The 23,358-nt window shown below is 58.1% G+C and carries 19 protein-coding genes; 17 read left to right on the plus strand and 2 right to left on the minus strand.

All coding sequences use genetic code 11. The annotated features are described in order from the left end of the window. The first annotated feature begins 212 nt into the window (after positions 1–212). Positions 213–3,158 carry an excinuclease ABC subunit UvrA gene (gene uvrA, locus Q4B98_RS01115; RefSeq protein WP_303194843.1) on the plus strand — a complete coding sequence of 982 codons (2,946 nt, stop codon included), beginning with the start codon at positions 213–215 and terminating at the stop codon, positions 3,156–3,158. A gap of 5 nt (positions 3,159–3,163) precedes the next feature. Here the strand turns inward: uvrA and Q4B98_RS01120 are convergent, their stop codons facing one another. After that, positions 3,164–3,571: a Rieske (2Fe-2S) protein gene (locus tag Q4B98_RS01120; RefSeq protein ID WP_303194844.1), complete on the minus strand. Its 408-nt coding sequence runs from the start codon at positions 3,569–3,571 to the stop codon at positions 3,164–3,166. Positions 3,572–3,588: 17 nt separating this feature from the next. Beyond that, positions 3,589–4,335 carry a histidine phosphatase family protein gene (locus Q4B98_RS01125; RefSeq protein ID WP_303194846.1) on the minus strand — a complete coding sequence of 249 codons (747 nt, stop codon included), beginning with the start codon at positions 4,333–4,335 and terminating at the stop codon, positions 3,589–3,591. Between the two features lie 1,302 nt (positions 4,336–5,637). On the opposite strand from Q4B98_RS01125, the gene Q4B98_RS01130 reads away from it, so the two are divergent. The 16 genes from Q4B98_RS01130 (at position 5,638) to Q4B98_RS01205 (ending at position 23,239) form a co-directional block, all read left to right on the plus strand. Then, positions 5,638–7,434: a YcaO-like family protein gene (locus tag Q4B98_RS01130; RefSeq protein WP_303194847.1), complete on the plus strand. Its 1,797-nt coding sequence runs from the start codon at positions 5,638–5,640 to the stop codon at positions 7,432–7,434. A gap of 9 nt (positions 7,435–7,443) precedes the next feature. Further along, positions 7,444–8,793, plus strand: coding sequence for an MFS transporter (locus Q4B98_RS01135; protein WP_303194849.1), 1,350 nt, complete (start codon positions 7,444–7,446; stop codon positions 8,791–8,793). A gap of 315 nt (positions 8,794–9,108) precedes the next feature. Further along, positions 9,109–11,148, plus strand: coding sequence for an excinuclease ABC subunit UvrC (uvrC, locus tag Q4B98_RS01140; protein WP_303194851.1), 2,040 nt, complete (start codon positions 9,109–9,111; stop codon positions 11,146–11,148). Then, entirely contained in the window at positions 11,145–12,020 is an 876-nt protein-coding gene (gene rapZ / locus Q4B98_RS01145; RefSeq protein WP_303194852.1) for an RNase adapter RapZ, read from the plus strand. Before uvrC ends, rapZ begins: the two co-directional genes overlap by 4 nt. After that, positions 12,017–12,985 (plus strand): uridine diphosphate-N-acetylglucosamine-binding protein YvcK, encoded by a 969-nt coding sequence (gene yvcK / locus Q4B98_RS01150; RefSeq protein ID WP_303194853.1) that lies wholly within the window; start codon positions 12,017–12,019, stop codon positions 12,983–12,985. Before rapZ ends, yvcK begins: the two co-directional genes overlap by 4 nt. A 60-nt stretch (positions 12,986–13,045) precedes the next feature. Further along, positions 13,046–14,035: a DNA-binding protein WhiA gene (gene whiA, locus Q4B98_RS01155; protein WP_303194854.1), complete on the plus strand. Its 990-nt coding sequence runs from the start codon at positions 13,046–13,048 to the stop codon at positions 14,033–14,035. Positions 14,036–14,244: 209 nt separating this feature from the next. Further along, positions 14,245–15,252: a type I glyceraldehyde-3-phosphate dehydrogenase gene (gene gap, locus Q4B98_RS01160; RefSeq protein ID WP_303194855.1), complete on the plus strand. Its 1,008-nt coding sequence runs from the start codon at positions 14,245–14,247 to the stop codon at positions 15,250–15,252. A 112-nt stretch (positions 15,253–15,364) separates the two neighbouring features. Continuing rightward, positions 15,365–16,573, plus strand: a complete 1,209-nt coding sequence (gene pgk / locus Q4B98_RS01165; protein WP_303194857.1) for a phosphoglycerate kinase — start codon at positions 15,365–15,367, stop codon at positions 16,571–16,573. Further along, on the plus strand, positions 16,573–17,352 hold the full coding sequence (tpiA, locus tag Q4B98_RS01170) for a triose-phosphate isomerase (protein ID WP_303194859.1): 780 nt from the start codon (positions 16,573–16,575) through the stop codon (positions 17,350–17,352). The genes pgk and tpiA overlap by 1 nt, the downstream gene beginning before the upstream one ends. A gap of 161 nt (positions 17,353–17,513) precedes the next feature. Next, positions 17,514–17,756 carry a preprotein translocase subunit SecG gene (gene secG, locus Q4B98_RS01175; protein WP_303195555.1) on the plus strand — a complete coding sequence of 81 codons (243 nt, stop codon included), beginning with the start codon at positions 17,514–17,516 and terminating at the stop codon, positions 17,754–17,756. Positions 17,757–17,868: 112 nt separating this feature from the next. Beyond that, entirely contained in the window at positions 17,869–18,225 is a 357-nt protein-coding gene (locus Q4B98_RS01180; protein WP_303194860.1) for an RNA polymerase-binding protein RbpA, read from the plus strand. Beyond that, complete coding sequence (locus Q4B98_RS01185; RefSeq protein ID WP_303194862.1) at positions 18,222–19,676, plus strand: folylpolyglutamate synthase/dihydrofolate synthase family protein; 1,455 nt, start codon at positions 18,222–18,224, stop codon at positions 19,674–19,676. Before Q4B98_RS01180 ends, Q4B98_RS01185 begins: the two co-directional genes overlap by 4 nt. Next, the gene (locus Q4B98_RS01190; protein WP_303194863.1) at positions 19,673–20,059 is read left to right on the plus strand and encodes a DUF4233 domain-containing protein; all 387 of its coding nucleotides are present in this window, start codon (positions 19,673–19,675) and stop codon (positions 20,057–20,059) included. The genes Q4B98_RS01185 and Q4B98_RS01190 overlap by 4 nt, the downstream gene beginning before the upstream one ends. A 32-nt stretch (positions 20,060–20,091) precedes the next feature. Beyond that, positions 20,092–20,511, plus strand: coding sequence for a nucleoside-diphosphate kinase (gene ndk / locus Q4B98_RS01195; RefSeq protein ID WP_303194865.1), 420 nt, complete (start codon positions 20,092–20,094; stop codon positions 20,509–20,511). A 38-nt stretch (positions 20,512–20,549) separates the two neighbouring features. Further along, on the plus strand, positions 20,550–22,502 hold the full coding sequence (locus Q4B98_RS01200) for a TIGR03960 family B12-binding radical SAM protein (protein WP_303194867.1): 1,953 nt from the start codon (positions 20,550–20,552) through the stop codon (positions 22,500–22,502). 2 nt (positions 22,503–22,504) lie between these two features. Continuing rightward, a complete protein-coding gene (locus tag Q4B98_RS01205) occupies positions 22,505–23,239 on the plus strand; it encodes a TIGR03936 family radical SAM-associated protein (RefSeq protein ID WP_303194869.1) in 735 nt (244 codons plus the stop codon). The last annotated feature ends 119 nt before the right edge of the window (positions 23,240–23,358 follow it).

Genomic DNA, 23,358 nt, shown 5'->3' on the forward strand with positions numbered 1-23,358 from the left:
CGCGAATGATGTGTGGGGGAGTGCTGGGACACAGACCTGGAGGTCGTGTGACTGCGCTCATGACGCCTAACCTACTGGCAGTTCGCCGAAGTTTCCAGACAAACGGACACTGGGCAAGCCTGCTGATCGCAATTTCATGGGTTTTGAGGAGGTTTTGTGTTCCGTTATGCCGATCGCGCAGAGACGCAGATCTGTCTTTCCGGGCCTCTACCATGAAGCCTGTGAGTGACCACATCATCGTCCGCGGTGCCCGAGAACACAATTTACGTAACGTCAGTTTGGACCTTCCTCGGGACGCGATGATTGTGTTCACAGGTTTGTCAGGTTCGGGGAAATCGTCCTTGGCCTTCGACACCATCTTCGCTGAGGGCCAGCGTCGGTATGTGGAGTCTTTGTCGTCCTATGCCCGCCAGTTCCTGGGGCAGATGGACAAGCCGGACGTCGACTTCATCGAGGGCCTCAGCCCGGCCGTTTCTATTGACCAAAAGTCCACGTCACGCAACCCCCGTTCGACAGTCGGCACGATTACTGAGATTCACGACTACTTGCGCCTGCTGTGGGCTCGTATCGGTAAACCCCACTGCCCAGTGTGTGGTGAGCTCATCAGCCGTCAGACACCTCAGCAGATCGTCGATCGGTTGATGGCCCTGGAAGAGGGCACGAAGTTCCAAGTACTGGCTCCGGTCATTCGTGGCCGCAAAGGTGAGTACGTTGAGCTTTTTCGACAGCTGACGACTGACGGTTTCACCCGTGTACGTGTTGACGGCGAGGTTCATCGGTTCGGTCAGGTACCGCCGTTGGACAAGAAACGCAAACACGACGTCGATGTTGTTGTTGACCGAATCGCGGTCAAATCGTCAGCCAAGCAGCGTCTGACGGAATCGGTGGAGACCGCCCTTGGTCTGGCCCACGGAATTGTGGGTATCGACTTCGTTGATCGTGATCGATCTGACCCGCATCGCGAACGCCGATTCTCTGAGACGATGGCTTGCCCCAATCAGCATGACATTGACATCGATGAGTTGGAGCCTCGCCAGTTTTCTTTTAATGGCCCGTGGGGAGCCTGCCCGACCTGCTCAGGTCTGGGAGCAACCCTTGAGGTCGATCCCGAACTTGTGGTTCCCGATTCGGGGCTGAGCCTGCTTGACGGTGCCATTGCGCCATGGTCGGGTCCGCGAGTCGCCAACCATTACCAGCACGTCTTTGCCGGGTTGGCAGAGAACCACGGTTTTGACGTCACCTTGCCCTGGTCAGAGCTTCCAGCCAAAGCTCGCAAACTGGTCCTGCATGGCGATGGTGATCCGGTCATGGTCTCGTACCGCAACCGGTTTGGTCGGGTTCGTACCTACGCGCAGAACTACGAGGGAGTGCTGCACTACGTGCGTCGTCGCTATGACGAGGCCGAAACCGACGCCGCTCGCTCCCGGTGGGGCCAGTATTTGCGCGAGGTGCCCTGCCGCGATTGCCATGGCAAGCGTCTCAAGCCGACGAGTCTTGCCGTGACGGTCGGCGGCCGCAACATTGCGGAAGTTTCCGATATGTCCATCGGGGAGGCCTCGCGATTTCTCAATGCTTTAACGCTGACCGAGCGTGAAGCGACCATTGCCGAGCGGGTCATCAAGGAGGTGAGGGCACGACTTCGGTTCCTTGTAGACGTCGGCCTGGATTACCTCACCTTGTCGCGGTCGGCTGGTTCGCTGTCGGGTGGAGAGGCACAGCGCATCCGGCTGGCAACTCAGATCGGTTCCGGACTCGTCGGTGTGCTCTACGTCCTTGATGAACCCTCTATCGGCTTGCACCAGCGCGATAATCGTCGTCTCATCGACACCCTTGTCAGGCTGAGAGATCTCGGAAACACCCTTATCGTCGTCGAGCACGACGAGGACACCATCCGTGTCGCCGATTGGGTTGTCGACGTCGGTCCGGGAGCAGGTGAGCACGGCGGAGAGATCGTCGTCTCAGGCACTGTCGACGACTTGGTGGCGAATGAGAGGTCGGTGACGGGAGCCTACTTGTCGGGAAAGAGATCCATCCCCCTGCCGGCGACCCGACGTCCCCGAACCGGACGGCAGTTGGTTGTCAAGGGTGCTCGGGAAAACAATCTGCACAATATTGACGTCACCTTCCCGTTGGGTCAGCTCGTCGTCGTTACAGGAGTGAGCGGTTCGGGTAAATCGACTTTGGTCAATCAGATTCTCTACACATCGTTGGCGCACCGGATTCACGGTGCTCGAGCCGTGCCTGGGAAACACCGGACAATCACTGGGGTCGAGGAGATCGACAAGGTGATCCATGTTGACCAATCTCCGATAGGGCGGACGCCGAGGTCGAACCCGGCCACCTACACCGGAGTCTTCGACAAGATCCGTGCCTTGTTTGCCCAGACTCCTGAGGCCAAGGTGCGCGGTTACCAGCAGGGTCGATTTTCGTTCAATATCAAGGGCGGACGCTGCGAAAACTGCCAGGGCGATGGCACCATCAAGATTGAGATGAACTTCCTTCCGGATGTCTATGTACCGTGCGAGGTGTGTCACGGTGCGCGGTACAACCGAGAAACGTTGGAGGTTCATTACAAGGGCAAGACGATCGCGGAGGTGCTCGACATGCCTATCGAGGAGGCATGCACCTTCTTCGAACCGATCACGTCGATTCACCGTCACCTCAAGACTCTCGTCGAGGTCGGATTGGGCTATGTACGGCTGGGCCAGCCAGCAACCACTCTGTCAGGTGGCGAGGCCCAGCGCGTCAAATTGGCCTCAGAGCTGCAGAAGCGCTCCACCGGAAGAACCTTGTACGTCCTAGACGAGCCCACGACCGGTCTGCACTTTGAGGACATTCGCAAGCTTCTGCTGGTGCTGGGACGGCTTGTCGACCAAGGCAACTCCGTTCTGGTCATTGAGCACAACCTTGACGTCATCAAGACCGCCGACTGGATCATTGATATGGGACCCGAAGGCGGCGACGGTGGCGGGGTGGTCGTTGCAGAGGGAACCCCAGAACAGGTAGCCGCCGTCGAGGAGTCTTACACCGGGCAGTTCCTGGCAGACATACTGGCCGGGCGAGAAGTTCCTGTTGGTGATGAGCCGGCTCTCATTGCCGAGCCGCCCGGCGCTAAGAGGAAGGGCGCGAAGAGGACCACCGGCAAGAAGACCCGCTAAGCGGCTCAGGAACCGCTGACGGTCAAGGAATCGCCCTTTGCGGTCACCTTGGCCTTGCCAAGACCAGCAGTTGCAGGGCCTTGGGTCACGTGGCCATCACTGATGTCGAACGTGGAATCATGGCAAGGACACAGCAGGGAGCCGTCCCGGACTTCATCGACCTGACATCCAGCGTGCGGACACACTCGTACGAAGCCTTTGAACGTGCCCTTGGTGGGTTGGGTGATGACGAAGTTCGTGCCGTCGATGACGGTTCCGCCGCCGACTGGCACATCCGCAGTTTTGATGGTTGCCGGCCCGGAGTGAACGTCGTTGGAGTTTTGGTAAGTATTGCACCCAGCAATCGCTCCGGTAGTAGCTAGGGCGGCGACGCTGCCAGCGGTGCGCAGAATCTTGCGTCGAGTGGGGGACATAATCTCTCTTTCGTTGCTCAGCGGGTGCCGGGGTTACCGGTAGAGGCGGCAACGGCGCCGTGGACCATACCGGCTTCAATGAGGTGATCCACCCGATTAATCCAGTGAATCTCGTATCCGTTCGGGTGAAGCTCAATCATCGACGTGGCGGTGTTCTGCAAACCGATCCAGTGGGGTTCGCTCCCGATGGGGTAATTGCGCAGGTCAGCGGCAAGTTGTGGGGCTATCAGATGGAGTAGGAGCATGGACCCGATAGCTCCGTGGGCTACCAGGGCTATGCAATCGTGGTCATCGTGTGCGTTACGAACCCATTCAGCGATACGACCGGCACGAGTTGCCGCCTCAGCTGCGGTTTCGATGCGGGCCTCGCGCCACCCGTGCTCAGTGATTGATTCCGGGAAGACCGCGCGATCGGTGATGGCAGACAAAGCTGACAGCGATGACCCTGGATGGCCGGTTTCAACTCCGTCAACAATCTCAACTGGGCCTGGACGCTCAAAGATGAGGTCATTGACGATGATGGGTAGGTCGAGGGCTTCGGCGACCGGGGCTGCCGTCTGGATGGTGCGCATCATGGGGGAGGAATACAGCTTGGTCGGTCGCGGGGAGACTGATCCGATCCATGCCCCTAGCGCCTCAGCCTGACGTTGACCCAGCTCGGTGAGTTCAGGGTCTGGTTTGCGGCCCCGTTGGTAAGCCTCGACGGACTGCGCAGCGGCGGCGTTGTTTTCGGACTGACCATGGCGGATGAGGAGAAGATGCACGCTGACCAGCCTAGCGATGATTCCTGCACGGGATGGCTCGGTACTGGACCGGGAGTGGTGGGTGGATCAGCCCCCTTCAGGTCTGCACCCTAGCGCCCGTGCTGCTAGATACCCATGCGTAGGGTGTCCAGCCAGGTTGGTGTACAGGCTGGTAAAAGCCTGCCAGATCCTCCGGGACTACACGTCGGTGATGAAAGATACGTGTACCCATCCCGACAAGGTTGGCTCGTAGGTTTATATCAGCTCAGAACCCGTGAGACTTGAACGCGCTGAAGTTCTTTTGGCCAGGTCCACAGGGCATGCGTCCTTCGACCAGGTCGTCCTTTACGGTTTGGCGCGGCGGATGCCGTGCAGGCCCGTGGCCCGTATTAGCCGCTCGACGGTGCAGCAAGGCACATGCCTTAGTCTGTGTTCTCGAGTCGGTTGAGCATCGTGTGCTTCATTCGCCAGCTCCCGGATCCGCTGGGCCTCGACTGGCGGTTCCCGACCGGGCGTCTGTGTCGACTGCGGCCTTCGTGACTACAGTGCGCAACACCTCGGGGTAGACGCCCAGCTCCTGGGCGATTCTTCTTATTGCGCTCTTAGACTTCTCCGAAATCCCGGTTGGCCTTCACAGCCATTCAGATGGCCCGCTCCCGCAGCTCCTCAATCTACGTCCTCCGAACACGCATGACAGTAGCCGTTCCGTGTATTCGTTGCCCCCAGAAAACCCAGTACAGTTCACCTCTCTGGAATCCGGGTGCGTTAACGTGGGTAGCTCTAACGAGAGGCTCTTCGCCCAGAAGGGTGTCCGATCGCGGTAGTTGCCCCTCCGTTGACGACACTAGTAACAACAGGTATCCTAGTCATTCCCGATCCAATCAGAAAAAGCATGAAACTGGCAGAGATTAGGAGGGGTAATGAATATTGAACTCAATTCTGATGACTTTGTGAGAATTGACCTCGACCCCAGAGGAGAGAATATCCTCGCTCCAAACGGAAACCATCATCCTTCCCCAAGTCCGTCATAGGTTTACCGTAACAGAGTTGGCGAGCATGAAGGTAGTTAGTGTTTGGCAAGACTCAGGGGTCATCACTCTTGTGCGAGATTCGACGGGAGATTTGTACATCCCGAAAAAACGAATCCAGGCATCCAAAAACATCCGCCTGTTCACCCCGATTAACGAGACAATAAAACCCACCGACATTCTCATCCCTAGCGGAGTTCTATGCTTCGTTGACTCCTTGAATGATACTATAAGCGATTCGGTATGCCGGTTACATCAGCTGACTAAAGGCACATCGGATTCTAACATATTAATAGTGACAGCATCTGATTCGGTCGAACGAAAAGGGGCTTTAGCAGAATGCGGGGTTAATTCTTCAAAGAAGACCAGAATTCTCGAAGTTACGCTTCCTATATCATGTTTAAGTCCGACTTTAACGGCAGGGCGTCTAACCTACGCTGACATCGTATCAAGGCGGAAAACTAATTTTCCCAGGAAAGATATCTATGAGATCTTATCTCAGGAGTCGTACCTAACATCCTTAGATAAGCTGACCTTTTATATACTGCAGCAGTTTATATTGCACAATGAGGTTTGTTTTCCGGAAAAACAGGACGGTGCAAGTTACTCGGCTTCAGAGTATGATGTTTTATCTCAGGTTTTCATTCATTCTGATTTAATCCCATTCAGATTAACTGGAAACAGGGCGATCCCTCTGGCTCCATCCGATTACACGGAGGCCGCCAGTCAGAATCCACGCCACGGAATCGTTAAAAGACTCCGCAGAATTGAGAATCATCCCACGCTGCCTTCATCACTAATAACCGTCCAGAGCGATGTTGCTGACCTTCGCTCCGCTTCCTGCTGGGCGAACAATACCGTATGTCAGGGGAGTTCTTTCAATAATCTACATAATGCGGAGTTGTCGGCATTAGGTGAAGCATACGAAAGGTATTGTGTCAATATCATTGATCCGTACAAGGTTGTAATCGGTAGTGCAAATTCCCTTAAACGTAATGGGCTAACCCCCGTCAACCCCAGTGATTTTGTACTTTTTACGCCCGAGCAAATTCACAACTTTGGTGGAAGGTTCGAAGGATTTCATAATGAGACCGTTACGACATGGACCACTGGAAAGACCTTTAAGGGAGAGGAAAAACTTGTCCCAGTATCCATGGTTTTTGTAAACCACCGTCGGCTTCAAAAGCTTGGAGATTACCCCCTTCCACATATTAATGCTCCCGCCTACGCGGGGATTTCTGCAGGCAGAACAGTGACGTCGGCATGTGTCAACGCTCTGCAAGAACTGATGGAACGCCATGCTACTATGTGTTGGTGGCACAATCCACCACATGGTGTTCGGCTGTCTGTTGAAAAGGATAGTTTTATAGGAAATCTTGTAACAGAATTTGAGAATAAGGGCAATGTCGTTTCGATTGTCAACATTGAAAACCGCTTCCATGTGCCAATTTATGCCGCTACAGTCCTCAACGTGGAGTCTGGAATTGTTAACACAGGTTTTGGTTGTAGACTAACCAATGAAGCCGCAATATTAAAAGCGCTTACTGAAGCATGTACGCTTCAAGCCGGCAGTTTTGATTTACTCAATCCGTCTGGTGAACTGTTCATGGCAATTGAGCGCGGTGAACTCTGGGAGGGTATCGCAAAACCGTGGCGACAAGATCGAAGGTATCTTGATTATTACTTATCAGATTTTTCGACAATGAACGATCTGATGCTTCAGCAACAAGTTTATCTTGATTGGCGGCTACTAAGCCGCGTACGTCCGTGGCTGTTCCCCCAGCAGACTGCACGCGGGTATTTTTACCCTGATTGCCATTTCGAGAACCTTGATGATGAGCTAAACTATTACGTCAAAATTCTCGATAGTATGTCATTAGAACCTGTCATGATTGACGTGACATCGCCCGATGTTCAGACTCTACAAATCTCAGTTATTCGAGTTATTGTCCCTGGCCTAGTTCCAAATTTTGCTGTAGGGGATCTTCATTTAGGGAATCATGTCATCCAAAACGAGCCCGTACTACTGGGGTATCAGAAGGAACCAACTTCTCTCGACAAGCTCAACGTGTATCCTCTTCCCCATTGCTAGAAGGACATCATGGCCAAACGATCATCTGGGCTGTTAATTGCGGTTTCGGTTGTTATCCTTGAGCTCATTGGGGGTATGCAGAGTTATCTCAATCAACTGATCCTCCCTATTATGGCTCAGGATCTCGACGCTCAAAGCTCGTATGGCGTTGTCTTGGGAGTTTCAACCATTGCTTCTATGGCTGGCTTGCCTATCGGTGCAGCTTTGATGAATAGAATATTATTATCACGGCTTTTATTGAGTGCAACGGCTCTTCTCGTCGTTGGAGCAGTTACAAGTGCCCTTGCTCCACATATCGTGGTGTACATCATGGGGGCATTTATTCGCGGCCTAGCTGGTTCTATTCTCGCAATGACTTCCATTGGAGCAGTAGCGCTCGGACTATCTGGTCGAGCAAGACAACTGACACTAGCTTTTTCTTCAGCAAGCTGGGTGATTTCATCAGTCGTTGGTCCAACCTATGCCGCTTGGGTCACTCATCTACTGTCATGGCGATGGGCTATGATCCTATACTTGCCACTCTTAATACTCGCCAGAATAGTAGTTGCACTGAACCTCAAAAATCATGATACTAAAAATGATGCACCGTTGTCTCTTGTAGTTCTTTTTCTTATAATTACGGGCGTTGGCCTTACCATTATTCCGGCTGCTGGTGCTTTCAAGATCATACTTCTACTGCTGGGGCTTGTTATTCTTGGTCGCGCTGCCGTATTGCTTATGCCTGAGGGGACTTTTATCAAGCGCACACCTCGAAGGGCGGCTCTCTCGGGAATGTTCTTCTTGACAGGCAGTTATTTTGTGGCAAATGAACTCGTCAGCTTAACGGTACATGACATTTTTCATGTTGGTGCAGAGTCTCTCGGATATATCCTCACCGGAGGAGGTCTAGCTTGGGCGGTTCTTGGAGTGTTCTGTGGGGCTAAACCTGCGACAACTAAACGCAGCTATCGGATACGATCCTCCATTGGTATGGCGTTACTTGTCACGTCGTCATCCGTGATTGTTGCGTGGCTTGTTTTTCAGTGGGGCCATTGGTCCCCGACGGTCGTGTTCGTCATCTTGTGGTCGACCGCTGGGGTAGGAATGGGTTTAACGTATCTCGATACGATGAACATCTTTTTCGAGGACCCAGCAATTTCAGACGGTATCACTATTGAGGAGATGGCAAGCTCCTCCGTCATTGTCGAATCGCTGTCCTCGACGATGTTTATCCCGTTGACGACATCAATCGTTGCTATGGCATTCAATGATAATGAGTCCACCGGGAGGCTCGCCTATGAAATATCGTGGGTCATTGTTGTCATGCTAGCATGTGTGGCGGTCTATTATCTGAAGCGTGCCGAGCCAGCACGATCGTAGAGATTATGGTCTCTTGATGTTTTAGAGTCGTTTCGTAATTGAGGAGGTAGACCGGTGGTTGGGCGTGGAGGTATTTGGGGGGTGGTAACCCGATCCACGACAGCACCCTATCATTGGAGGATTCACACCCCCTACATCCTCGAGTGCGAAGAGTCACTTAAACCTTCAATTGGCAGAGCCAATGACGACCAGCTATTCAGGTGGCCGGCACATCTGTCACCTCGGGTAGCACAACACTCGTAGCGCAGAGCTGCAAAGACGCCGATGACATGAGCAGGAAGCGACAACAAGTAAGGGGCGCATAGAGTTCACCCTATGGCCGATCCGTCGAGTTACCGTCCTGCCCCGGGAACAATCCCGACCCAGCCGGGGGTGTATCGCTTCAGTGACGAGCACGGTCAGGTCATCTACGTCGGCAAGGCCAAGAATCTGCGTAACCGGCTCAACTCTTACTTCCAGGACATTTCAGCCCTTCACCCGCGCACGCAACGGATGGTCACTACTGCGGCCCATGTGCAATGGACGGTGGTGCAGAACGAGGTTGAGTCCCTCCAACTTGAATACACCTGGATCAAGGAATTCGATCCGCGGTTCAACGTCATGTATCGCGACGACAAGTCCTACCCGTGGCTGTGTTTCACGTGGACCGACGAGTACCCACGTGTCTTTGTCGGTCGTGGCGCTCATCACAAAGGGTGGCGCTACTACGGCCCGTTTGGTCAGGCTTGGGCAATCCGCGACACGGTTGAGACCCTGTTGCGGGTGTTCCCCATGCGATCCTGCTCGACCGGGGTATTCAATCGGGCGAAGAACCAGGGCCGTCCTTGTCTGCTCGGCTACATCGGCAAATGTTCAGCCCCCTGCGTAGGCCGAATCACCCCAGAGGCCCACCGTGACATCGCTGACGAGTTTTGCGATTTCATGGCTGGCCGGACGACGAAAATCGTCAAAAGGCTGGAGTCCGAGATGGCGCAGGCCTCAGAGAACCTGGAATTTGAGCGAGCCGCCGTCATTCGGGACTCGTTGGGTGCGCTGTCCAAGACTTTGGAGCGTAATGCCGTCGTTCTTGGTGACGGTACCGACGCCGACGTCATTTCGATGGCCGTTGACCCCTTAGAGGTGGGCGTGAAGATATTTCACGTCCGAGGAGGTCGTATCCGTGGTGAACGTGGCTGGGTGGCCGACCGCGCTGACGACGCCAACGATGCCGAGCTCATGGAGACCTTTCTCACCCAGCTCTATGGCATTAATGCCAGTGACGGCCAGGTCCGGGACGACGGTCACGGCAATGCCGTTCCGCCTTTGGTGCTGGTTTCTACAAAACCCACCAACCCCGACGCTATATCGACGATCCTCAGTTCTGAGCGTGGCTCTCATGTCGAAATCCGCGTACCGCGTCGCGGCGACAAGGCCACTCTGATGGATACCGTCACTCGCAACGCTCAGGAAACTCTTGCTCAGCACAAGCTGAAGCGGGCGTCCGACCTGGCCACGCGCACTCGCGCCATGGAGGAGATTCAAGAGGCCCTCGGATTGGACCGTGCTCCGTTGCGAATGGAGTCCTACGACATCTCCCACATTCAGGGAACCAATGTCGTCGGCTCGATGGTCGTTTTTGAAGATGGTATGCCCCGAAAATCGGAATACCGACGATTCATCATCAAGGGATTCAGGGGATCTGACGACTTCGCTGCCATGCACGAGGTGCTGTCGCGACGGCTGCGTCGCCTTGTCGAGGACCGTGACGCCATGGCGAAAGCTCAAACCTCGGACGGTGACGTCGGTTCTCTTATTGACCCCGCAACCGGCGCACCTCGCAAGTTCGCCTACGCTCCGCACCTCATCGTCGTCGACGGCGGCGCGCCTCAGGTACATGCCGCCCAGGAAGTCCTCGAGGAATTCGGCCTTGACGATGAAATTGCGCTATGTGGGTTGGCTAAACGTCTGGAGGAGGTGTGGCTTCCCGGGGAAGAGTGGCCGGTCATCCTGCCGCGCACCTCAGAGGGGCTCTACCTGCTGCAGCGTCTACGTGACGAGGCGCACCGGTTCGCCATCACCTTTCATCGCTCCAAGCGGTCCAAGGCGATGGTGGAGTCCGTGTTGGATGGGATTGCGGGCCTGGGGGAGACTCGTCGCAAGACCCTTGTCTCTCATTTTGGATCGGTGCGTGCGCTGCGTAAGGCGACCGTCGAGGACATTGCCCAAGTTCCAGGTTTTGGTCCGAAACTGGCAGGAACGGTGGTCGCGGCCTTGTCCGAGGATACGCCTGGCGAGGCGATCAACACGGCAACTGGTGAGGTTGTCAACGCCGACGATCTGGCTGGCTCCGGCAACGGCACTACCCTTGACCCGTGAGTAACGAGCAGACGACGAAGACCCCGCGAGTTGTCATTATCACCGGCGTCTCTGGCGCTGGCCGTCGTACTGCGGCCCATGCCATGGAGGATCTGGGATGGTACGTCGTCGATAACCTGCCTCCGGCCATGCTGGGAGCCCTTGTTGATGAGATCGGCGCCAATGGTATTGATCGCCTGGCAGTTGTCCTCGATGTCCGGAGCCGAACCATGTTCGACACTCTGGGCGTAGCCGTTGACGCCCTTGACGAGCGCGGTATCAACCCCGCCATTGTCTTCCTGGAAGCCTCTGACGAGACCATCGTGCGTCGGCAGGAGTCCAGCCGTCGCCCGCTGCCGCTGCAGCAAGGAGGTCATCTTCTTGACGCCGTGGCCCTTGAGCGTCGTATGCTCTCCGACCTGCGCGCAGAGGCTGATCTCGTCATCGATACCACTTCCATCACGGCACGTCAGCTTGCCCAACGCATTGACCACGCTTTCGCTGAAGGAACTGACGAGGGCCTGGCCTTCCAAGTGATGTCATTCGGCTTTAAACGTGGGGTGCCGATTGACGCAGATCTCGTTTTTGACGTGCGTTTCCTGCCCAACCCATATTGGGTTCCCGAACTTCGTCCCAAAACCGGTTTGTCCTCCGATGTGGCCTCCTATGTGATGGCGCAGGCCGGTGCAGCCGAGTTCATTGATCGGGTCACTGAGCTGTTGGCTGGCATGGCCCCGGGGTATCTTCGAGAAGGCAAGAAGCAGATCACGGTGGCTGTTGGCTGTACTGGCGGGAAGCATAGAAGTACCGCAATGTCTGAGGAATTGTCCGCCCGTCTAGCGGCTCGGGGACATCGCACCGCTGTTCTGCACCGAGATCTCGGGAAGGAATGACGATGGTGTCAACCCCCTCGAAGCTGCCGACTGTCACGGCCTTCGGCGGTGGACATGGTCTGGCTGTGTCGCTGCGCGCTTTACGGCGTCTCACTGACCGCCTCACCGCTGTGGTCACCGTCGCCGACAACGGTGGCTCCTCTGGTCGGCTGCGCGAGGAATTCGACATTCTGCCCCCGGGGGACTTGCGTCGGGCGTTGGCGGCGCTGTGCGCTGACGATCATCTGGGGCGTACCTGGGCCGAGGTGCTCCAGGCACGCTTCAACGGCACCGGCGAACTCGCCGGCCATGCCATCGGTAACCTCCTCATCGCGGGTCTGTGGCAGGAACTTGGCGATCCGGTGTCCGGTTTGGACATGGTTGGTCAGCTCCTTGACATTCGAGGCCGCGTCTTGCCAATGTCCTTGACCCCGCTGGACATCAGCGCCCAGGTCGTCGGACTCGACCCGAATCAGCCGGACGAGGAGTACACCCTCACCGGCCAAGCGACGGTCGCCAAGACCCGGGCTGAGGTGCTCAAGGTGAGGTTGGAGCCGTCCGAGCCGGAGGCCTGTCCCGAGGCTTTGGAGGCGATTCGTGAGTCTGACAACCTTGTCCTCGGCCCGGGGTCGTGGTTCACCTCCGTCATGCCGCACCTTTTAGTACCTGAGATCGTCGACGCAATTCTAGAGTCAAAGGCGCGCAAGATCCTTACTCTCAACGTGTCAGGGGCCGATGAAACCGATGGGTTCAGTCCGGCTCGTCATCTCGAGGTGATCGCTGAACACGAGCCGCGAATGCGTTTTGACGTCGTGCTCGTTGATCGCGGATTTGCCGGTCAGGACCCCCATCTGGAATCGTTTGCCCAAAATCTTGGAGCTGAAATCGTCGTCGATGATTTGGCGATGCGTGACGGATCGGCTCGGCACGACCCCCTGCGGTTAGCATCGGCCTACGCCAACATCATGGGCGTCCAGCCTCGCTGATCGTCGCCTAAAATCACCGTAGTTACCCCTTTTATCCCCTTTTTCGGAGGCTAGAACCACATGGCGCTCACCCTGCAGGTGAAGAACGAACTCGCGACGGTGCCGGTGCAGAAGCTGTGCTGCCGCCGTTCCGAGATCGCTGCCACCCTTCGCTTCGCGGGTGGTATCCATCTGGTGCAGCACCGACACATCACGATTGAGGCCGAGGTAGACACTGGAGGAGCAGCACGACGCCTTCGCCAGTCCATTCAGGAGGTATTTGGGTTAGACACCGATCTCGTTGTCGTCAATGGCAGCGGTTTGCGCAGCAACACCCGATACCTGGTGCGGATGGTACGCGGCGGCGCTGACCTGGCTCGCCTGACAGGGTTACTCGATCGCCGTGGACGTCCAGTTAGGGGACTTCCGGTCCCGGTTGTCGGCGGCGGTCGGTGCTGCCAGGCGGCGGCATGGCGCGGAGCTTTCCTGGCCCGTGGTTCGTTGACCGAGCCCGGTCGTTCCATGGCGATGGAAATCACCGCTCCCGGCGAGGAGGCCGCGATGGCTCTGGTTGGCGCGGCTCGTCGGCTGGACATCCAGGCCAAGCAGCGGGAATCTCGCCACATCGACCGGGTGACGATCCGTGACGGTGACGCCATTTCCGCCATGCTGACCCGCATGGGTGCCCACGAATCAGTGCTGGCCTGGGAGGATCGCCGTCTTCGCCGAGAGGTCAGGGCCTCGGCGAATCGTCTTGCTAATTTTGACGACGCGAACCTGCTTCGTTCCGCCAGAGCCGCCGTCACCGCCAGCGCCCGGGTGGAACGTGCGCTGGAAATCTTGGGAGATTCCGTTCCGGAACATCTCCTCGCTGCTGGCCGACTTCGCCTTGAGCACAGAAATGCCAGTCTGGAGGAATTGGGCAAGTTGCACGAGCCGCCGCTGACGAAGGATGCCATTGCCGGTCGGATACGTCGGCTGTTGGCCCTTGCGGACAAGACAGCCCGTAACAACGGTGAACCCACCACCTTGGAGAGTCTTCCTCCCGAGATGCGCGACGACCGTAGATGATCGTCGTCCCGACATCTTTCGGCCTCGACTAGGGGTGGGATTAGCATCACTCACTGGTCATCTGTGCGGTGATCTGATCGACTTTCGTGATCGTTCGGTCGACGCATTGCCTTAAAACGGCCCCTGAGCTTTGTCGAGTGCCCTTGGTGGCTATGCTTGAAGACGTCCGAGTGCTGAACGCACAAACCTCATCTGGAGGAGATCTTTTAATGACCGTCAAGGTTGGTATCAACGGTTTTGGCCGCATTGGCCGTAACTTCTTCCGCGCCCTGTCTGAGCAGGGTGCTGACCTCGAGGTCGTGGCCGTCAACGACCTCACCGACACCAAGACCCTGGCCCACCTCCTGAAGTACGACTCCATCATGGGTCGTTTCTCCGGTGAGGTCAGCTACGACGATGACTCCATCACCGTTGACGGCAAGACCATCAAGGTCCTCGCCGAGCGCAACCCCGCTGACCTCCCCTGGAAGGAGCTCGGCGCTGAGATCGTTGTCGAGTCCACCGGACTCTTCACCGATGGCGAGAAGGCCAAGGCCCACATCGAGGCTGGTGCCAAGAAGGTCATCATCTCCGCCCCCGGCAAGAACGTCGACGGCACCTTTGTCATCGGTGTCAACAGCGACGACTACGACAACGAGAAGCACAACATCATTTCGAATGCTTCCTGCACCACCAACTGCCTCGCTCCGCTGGCCAAGGTTCTCAACGACGCCTTCGGCATTGAGCGCGGCATTATGACCACCGTTCACGCTTACACCGGTGACCAGCGCCTGCAGGACGCCCCGCACAAGGATCTGCGTCGTGCCCGCGCTGCTGCCCTCAACATGATTCCCACCAAGACCGGTGCCGCCCAGGCTGTGGCCTTGGTCCTGCCGGAACTCAAGGGCAAGTTCGACGGCCTCGCCGTGCGCGTTCCGACCCCGACCGGCTCCCTGACTGACCTGACCTTCCAGACCTCCAAGGAGACCACCGTTGAGGAGGTTCAGGCCGCTGTTAAGAAGGCTGCTGAGGGTCCGCTGAAGGGCATCCTGGCTTACACCGAGGATCCGATCGTGTCGAAGGACATCGAGGGAGACCCGCACTCCTCGATCTTCGATGCCACCGAAACCAAGGTCATCGGCAACCTCGTCAAGGTTCTCTCCTGGTACGACAACGAGTGGGGCTACTCCAACCGTCTGGTTGACCTCACCAAGCTCGTCGCCAGCAAGCTTGCCTGATCTCACCATCGTGAGCTGATGACGGCCCCGTGCCCATGCGGGCGCGGGGCCGTCATCCGTACCCGGGCACACGCCCGTGAAACGTCGTTTGACTTCAAGAAAGGGCTTTTACATGAAATCTGTTGAGGATCTCGGAGACCTGCGCGGTAAGCGCGTTGTCATCCGCTGCGACTTCAACGTCCCACTCGACGGAGACAAGATCACCGATGACGGTCGAATCAAGGCCGCCCTGCCGACCTTGACCCAGCTGCACGAGGCCGGCGCGCGCACTACCGTGCTCGCCCACCTCGGTCGCCCCAAGGGTTCCGTCAATCCCAAGTATTCCCTGGCGCCGGTTGCCAAGCGTTTGGGCGAGCTCATGAACCTCGACGTCAAGCTTGCTGAGGACGTCGTCGGCCCGTCGGCTACCAAGACTTCCGAGTCCCTCGCCGACGGCGAGATCGCTCTGGTCGAGAACGTCCGTTTCGAAAAGGGTGAGACCAGCAAGGACGAGGCTGAGCGTACCGAACTGGCTAAGAAATACGCCGCTTTCGGTGAGTACTACGTCTCCAACGGCTTCGGCGTTGTACACCGCAAGCAGGCCTCCGTCTACGACGTTGCCAAGCTGTTGCCCAACGCTGCCGGGTCCTTGGTCGCCAAGGAGGTTGGAGTCCTCGAGGGTTTGACGGCTGATCCGAAGCGTCCGTTCGTCGTCGTGCTCGGTGGCGCTAAGGTCGCCGACAAGCTCGCCGTGATTGACAACCTGCTCAAGGTTGCTGACACCCTCGTTGTCGGCGGCGGGATGTTGTTCACCTTCCTTAAGGCCCAGGGCCTGGAAGTTGGCAAGTCGCTGGTCGACGATGACTCCGTCGATGCCTGCAAGAAGTACCTTGAGGCCGCTAAGGCTGCCGGCAAGCAGATCTTGCTACCTTCTGACGTGCGCGTCGCTTCAGACGTCGACTTCGACGCCCACACCGTCGGCCAGGTCGACGTCGTTCCAGTCGACGCCATCCCGGCTGACAAGATGGGTCTCGACATCGGCCCGCAGACCGAGAAGGCTTATGCCGAAGCCATTAAGGGTGCCAAGTCGGTGTTCTGGAATGGCCCGATGGGTGTGTTCGAGATCAAAGGTCTTGAGCTCGGCACCAAGGCCGTTGCCCAGGCTCTCACCGAGGTTGACGGTCTCTCGGTGGTTGGCGGTGGAGACTCCGCCTCTGCCGTTCGTGCCCTTGGCTTCGCTGATGACCAGTTTGGTCATATTTCCACCGGTGGTGGCGCTTCCCTCGAACTCATGGAGGGCAAGGAGCTGCCCGGAATCGCAGTCCTTAAGGAGAACAACTGATGTCTCGTACCCCGATCATGGCTGGCAACTGGAAGATGAATCTCGACCACGTTGCCGCGACGTCCCTCGTGCAGGATCTCGGTGAGGCCCTCAAGGCTGCCGGATACGACTCCTCCAAGTCCGAGGCCGTCGTCATCCCGCCGTTCACCGATATCCGCACTGTGGCCACCCTTATCGAGGGTGACAAGCTGCCGATCGCCTACGGTGCCCAGGACATCTCCACTCACGACGATGGCGCCTACACCGGTGAGGTCTCCGGCACCATGTTGTCGAAGCTGGGCTGCTCCTACGTCGTCGTTGGTCACTCCGAGCGTCGCGAGTACCATAACGAGTCCGACGAAGTGGTCAATGCCAAGGCGAAGAAGGTCATCGAGAATGGTATGACCCCAATCATCTGCTGTGGTGAGGCTCTCGAGGTCCGCAAGGCTGGCAAGCACGTCGAACACACCGTCGGTCAGATCAAGGCCGACCTCGACGGTATTCCTGCTGAGCAGGTTGCCAAGCTCGTCATCGCTTACGAGCCCATCTGGGCTATCGGCACCGGCGAGACCGCCACCGCTGACGACGCCCAGGAGGTGTGTCAGGCGATCCGCGAGGCTATCAAGGAGCTCTACGACGCTCCGACCGCCGAGGCCGTCCGCATTCAGTACGGCGGTTCGGTTAAGCCGGCCAATGTTGCCGAGATCATGTCCAAGCCAGACGTTGACGGTGCCCTCGTGGGCGGTGCGTCACTCAAGGCTGGCGACTTCTCCAAGATCGTGACCTTCTACCAGGCCTGATCTGCGACAAGTTCACTGACGACCCCCGCGCCACGTGGCGCGGGGGTCATTTTCCGTCCCTGCACAGTTTTATCTGAACAATTCGCGCATGGGCTCGCGTCTCGATGTGGGGAAGTTGCGACCTGTGAGTTACCCTGTACCACGTGATTTCGGCTCCCCTCATGACCTGGCCCGTGCTGACGATGTCCATCATCCTGTGCGTGTTGAGCGTCATCCTCACCCTCTTTGTCCTCCTTCACAAGAGCAAGGGCGGCGGTCTGTCTGACCTCTTCGGTGGAGGTGTGTCGACCTCGATGGGTGGCACCTCCGTGGCCGAGCGGAACTTGGACCGTCTGACGGTCGTCATCGGTCTGCTGTGGCTGGTCGCCATCGTTGTCTTGCTGGTGCTCTACAGCCATTCCTGAGCCGGAATCCAGCGGTCGTCTGCCGCACCGAGCATACGGGAGGCGTGGTCCTCTCAGCCCTTAGTAACGCTGCCCTCAAGCAGCTTTGTGACCCCTCGAGGAGAGTGAACGAATGTCAGGTGGAAGCGCCATCCGTGGAAGTCGCGTCGGTGCTGGCCCCATGGGAGAGGCAGAGCGCGGCGAGGCTGCCCCTCGTGAGTACGTCACGTACTATTGCGCAAACCACCACGTAATCCGCCCCGCCTTTTCGATCGAGGCAGAGATTCCCGACACCTGGGACTGCCCAAAGTGTGGACTGCCGGCCAACCGTGACAAGGCCCATCCGGCACCTCCACCGGAGTTCGTCCCATATAAGACCCATCTGGCCTATGTGAAGGAACGTCGCAGCGAGGCCGAGGCCGCTGCCATCCTCGCCGAGGCGTTGGAGAACCTGCGTCAGCGTCGCCGTGATGGTGAGGTCATCTATTGAGCAGCCATGACCAGCTGGTAGCAGAGCTGACCGCTCGGTGGCCCGAGCACCGTATCGGTCCCGGCCTTGACCGGGAACGTGCGCTTCTCGACCTGCTGGGCAATCCTCAACAGGCCTGCCCCGTCATTCAGATCGCTGGCACCAACGGCAAAGGGTCGACGGCCATCATGATCGACTCACTGTTGCGCTCTGCCGGTCTGCGGGTGGGACGTTATTGTTCCCCGCACCTGGTTGACGTCACCGAGCGCATTTGTATCGATGGTCGCCCCATCAGTCATGAGCTGTTCGACGAGACGTGGCGTCAGATCGAGCCGATGGTGGCCATGGTCGATGGTCAGCACATCGACGGGATACAGATGACCTTCTTCGAGGTCATGACAGGTATGGCTTTCGCAGCTTTCGCTGACGCCCCGGTTGACGTCGCTGTCGTTGAGGTCGGGTTGGGGGGACGCTGGGACGCCACCAATGTTGCTGACGCAACGGTTGCCGTCGTCACCCCGGTTGCTATGGATCATATGCACATCCTGGGTAACACCATCGACAAGATCGCCGCCGAGAAAGCGGGAATTATCAAGCCTGGATGCACTCCTGTCATCGCCGGTCAGGACCCGGAAGCCGCCCCCATTCTGCTGGCCCAGTGCACTGACGCCGGCGTCAAGCCGCTGCTAGAGGGCCCTGACTGGGGTCTTTTGGACCGGCGCAGAGCTATCGGGGGTCAGGTGCTACGGCTGCAGACCGCGTCCGGCCCATTAGGGGAATTGTTCCTTCCGGTGTTCGGCGAACATATGGCCCACAACGCTGCCCAAGCCGTCGCCGCTGCCGAGGCCCTGACCGGGGCACTCAAACCTGACATCATTGAGCAAGGATTGGCTGCTGTCGAGGCTCCGGCACGCCTTGAGGTGGTCAGACGTTCTCCGCTTGTCATCCTCGACACCTTCCACAACCCCCACGGGGCGAGGTCGGCGATGGCTGGGGTCCGCGAATCCTTCCAGACTGAGCCGCTCATCGCGGTGGTGGCAGCAATGGCTGACAAAGATATCGATGGAGTGCTGGCGGAACTGGCAGAATCCGTCAGCTATGTCGTTGTCACCTCGATGCCCGACCTTCCGCGAGCCTTGAGCGTCGATGATCTGGCAGAGAAAGCGTCAACTCATTGGGATAGTGACCACCTCACCCAGGCTGCCGACGTGCCCGAGGCCCTCGAAGAGGCCTTCCGCATTGCGGATGTCTGCGGGCCAGGGGCTGGCGTCCTGATTGCGGGGTCGGTCGTTCTCGCTGGTCGCGCCAGGGCCATCTTGCGCCCCGACGGCACCATGCTTGACCCCCCACAAACCGCCATTGTCGAGACCCCGCACCTCACCGAGGAACAGATCGAGGCAATGGAGGGTCAGCGCCTTGCCCCGCTGCCCGAGGATGACCCCGATATGAATGACGACGACGGAGGTTGGTGACGATGACTGCTCAGCCCGGAGGCGGGAGGGGTAACGCCCTCGGCCTGCCGTCAGGCAACCCGATGACCAAGGTTGTGGTGAGTTTCCTGGCCTTTGAAGTCATCGTCTTTGGATTGGCGATTCCGGGCATGATCCTGGTCTCAGGTATGAGCGTCGCTATGTCGGTCGTCTTGGGATGTATCGGGATGGCTGTCTCGATTGTCTGCGCAGTCGGTGTTCCCCGCACCTGGGGATACCTGCTGGCGTGGGTTCTTCAGGTTTTCGCAATCCTGCTGGGTCTTGCCACCCCGATGATGTACGTTGTCGGGATCATCTTCGCCGCAATCTGGGTGTCAATCATCGTGTTGGGCAGGCGTCTTGATGGAACCCCTGACGTGCGCTGAGATCTCGGTCCGTACTGCGGTAGGTTGGGTCCATGACTGACACGGAACGTACCCTGGTCCTGCTCAAGCCGGACGCCGTCGAGCGTCATCTCATTGGTGAGATCATCCGCAGATACGAGGCCAAGGGGCTGATTGTGCGAGCGATGGAGCTGCGCACGATTGATGTTGAGACTGCTTCCAAGCATTACGCCGAACACGTCGGACGTGATTATTACCCGCCGCTGGAGAAGTTCATCACCTCTGGGCCGCTGGTTGCGTTGGTGCTCGAAGGACGCAAGGCCATTCAGGTTGTTCGCACCATGAATGGCAAGACCGATTGCGCCGAGGCTGCCCCCGGTACCATTCGTGGCGACTACGGCACTCTCACAAATCACAATCTGGTCCACGCATCTGATTGCCCGGAATCCGCTGAGCGCGAGATCGGCATTTGGTTCCCCGATCTGGTGGCTTGATTCCGTGATCCAGCCCGGACCGTTTACCATGGCCGTTCGTGAGCACCCAGGATCTCCTCGGTCGGATTGAACCGCTGCTGGCCCGAGTCAATAAGCCCATTCAATACGTGGGCGGAGAACACAACAGCGTCGTCAAGGATTGGGACGACGCTGACGTTCGCTGGGCGCTGATGTACCCCGACGCATACGAGGTTGGCCAACCCAATCAGGGAGTGGCGATCCTGTACGAGGTGCTCAATGAGCGCGACTGGATTCTTGCTGAGCGCACCTATTCGGTGTGGCCGGATATGGAGAAGCAGATGAGGGCCGCTGGGATTCCCCAGTTCACTCTCGATGGCCACCGGCCAGTTCGCGACTTCGATGTCATGTCGATTTCGTTGTCGACGGAGTTGGGCTACACCAATATGCTCAACGCCATTGACCTGGCTGGTATCCCCGTTCACCAGGCCGATCGCACGGACGATGACCCTATCGTCCTCATCGGTGGTCACGCTGCTTTCAATCCCGAGCCCATCGCTGACTTTATCGACGCCGCCGTCCTCGGCGATGGTGAGGAGGCCTGCTTAGAGATCTCCGAGATCATCCGAAGGTGGAAGCAGGAGGGCCGCCCCGGCGGACGTGAAGGGCTGCTTGTGCGGTTCGCCGAGGCTGGCGGGGTCTACGTGCCATCTTTCTATGACATCGAGTATCTCGATGACGGCACGATCGGTCGAGTCGCTCCCAACCGCCCGGAGGCACCTTTCACAGTCTCCAAGCACACCGTCATGAACCTCGATGAATGGCAGTACCCGAAGCACCCCATTGTCCCGGTCGCCGAGACCGTCCACGAACGTTACTCGGTAGAGATTTTTCGCGGCTGCACCCGTGGCTGCCGGTTCTGCCAGGCGGGCATGATTACTCGACCGGTTCGTGAGCGGTCCATCGACACCATCGCCCAGATGGTCAACGACGGTCTGGAGGCTACCGGGTTGCAGGAGGTCGGTCTGCTGAGCCTGTCAAGCGCGGACCACTCCGAGATCTCCGAGATCGCCAAGGGCCTTGCGAACCGCTATGAAGGGACAAATGTGTCGTTGTCCCTGCCGAGTACCCGTGTTGACGCCTTCAATATCGACCTGGCCAATGAGCTGAGCCGCAATGGTCGTCGTTCCGGTCTGACTTTCGCCCCCGAGGGCGGTTCGGAGCGAATGCGTCAGGTCATCAACAAGCAGGTCACCGAGGACGATCTCATTCGTACCGTCGCCACGGCATTTGGCCACGGGTGGCGTCAGGTCAAGCTGTACTTCATGTGCGGCTTGCCCACTGAGACCGACGACGACGTGCTGGGAATCCATGAGATGGCCTCCCATGTGATCGAGGCTGGTCGGGCCGCCGCCGGACGCAAGGACATTCGTTGCACAGTGTCCATTGGGGGATTCGTTCCCAAGCCTCACACCCCTTTCCAGTGGGCCGCCCAGGCGTCTGCTGATGAGGTCGATCATCGGCTGTCGTTGTTGCGAGACTCCATTCGCGCAGACCGCCGGTTCGGTCGGTCTATCGGTATGCGCTACCACGACGGGCGCCCGGGCATTATCGAGGGGCTGCTTTCGCGTGGTGACCGTCGGGTTGGCAAGGTCATTGAGGCTGTCTGGCGCGACGGGGGGATTTTCGATGGGTGGAACGAGTACTTTTCTTACGACCGTTGGGTGGCTTGCTGTGAGCAGGAACTTGAACCGCTTGGCGTTTCCCTGGACTGGTTCACCACCCGCGAGCGTGATTACGAGGAAGTGCTGCCTTGGGATCACCTTGATTCTGGTTTGGATCGTGACTGGTTGTGGGACGACTGGCAGGACGCCCTGGACGGGGTGGCCGTCGATGACTGCCGATGGAACCCCTGCTATGACTGCGGGGTGTGTCCGCAGATGGGCACCGAGATCCAGGTCGGTCCGTCGGGTCACTCGCTCATTCCGCTGACTCCGATCAAGCCGGATCTTGCCCCGACGAAGGAGGTCTGACAATGGCCAAGCGCGCTCAGAAGCAGCCCGAACAGCAGGCTCCGCCGAAACAGCGGTTGCGGATGCGTTACGCCAAACGCGGTACCGCCCGGTTCACCTCTCACCGCGACTTCGCTCGTGCTTTCGAGAGAGCCCTCAATCGTGCTCATGTCCCCATGGCGTATTCGTCAGGATTCAGTCCGCACCCGCGTATTTCTTATGCGAATGCCTCAGCCACCGGTGCGGCCTCGGAAGCTGAGTACCTCGAGGTGGCCCTGGCCGAGGTATGCGACCCGGACAAGGTGCGGATCGTATTGGGTGAGCAAATGCCACCCGGTATGGAGATCTTGGAGGTCGTCGAGTCTGATCGCATCCCTTTCCCCCAACTGCTGACGGCGTCGGCCTGGCTTATCGAACCCGCTCATGAGGTGGCAGGGCTGGCTGAGGCAGTGCGTGCTGTCATGGCTGCCGATACGGTCGACGTGGAGCGGATGACCAAATCCGGTATGCGTACCTTTGACGTTCGGGCGGCCCTGATTGGGTTAGACGTCTCAGACGGGAATATGCGCCTCATGCTGCGCCACGTCACTCCATTGGTGCGTCCTGACGACGTGCTGCGTGCCTTGGGTCAGACGTGTCCAGGCCTCGACGCGGCCCGGGTGACGCGGCTTGCCCAGGGGCGCTGTGATGAGGACGCCAGCGGGGTATCGACGCCGCTGGCTGACCCGTTCACCGGGGCTGCTGTGAGGGTGTGGTGACGCCTGCGTCGCTGTGCGGTTTCTGGCATCGGTTCCGGTGACGTGACATACTGGGGCCTAGGTGAACGGGGTGCCACCCCACTCGACGGTTCATACCGCGACGCCGAGAGGCGACCGCG

Source organism: Cutibacterium sp. (assembly GCF_030525615.1).
GTDB lineage: Bacteria > Actinomycetota > Actinomycetes > Propionibacteriales > Propionibacteriaceae > Cutibacterium.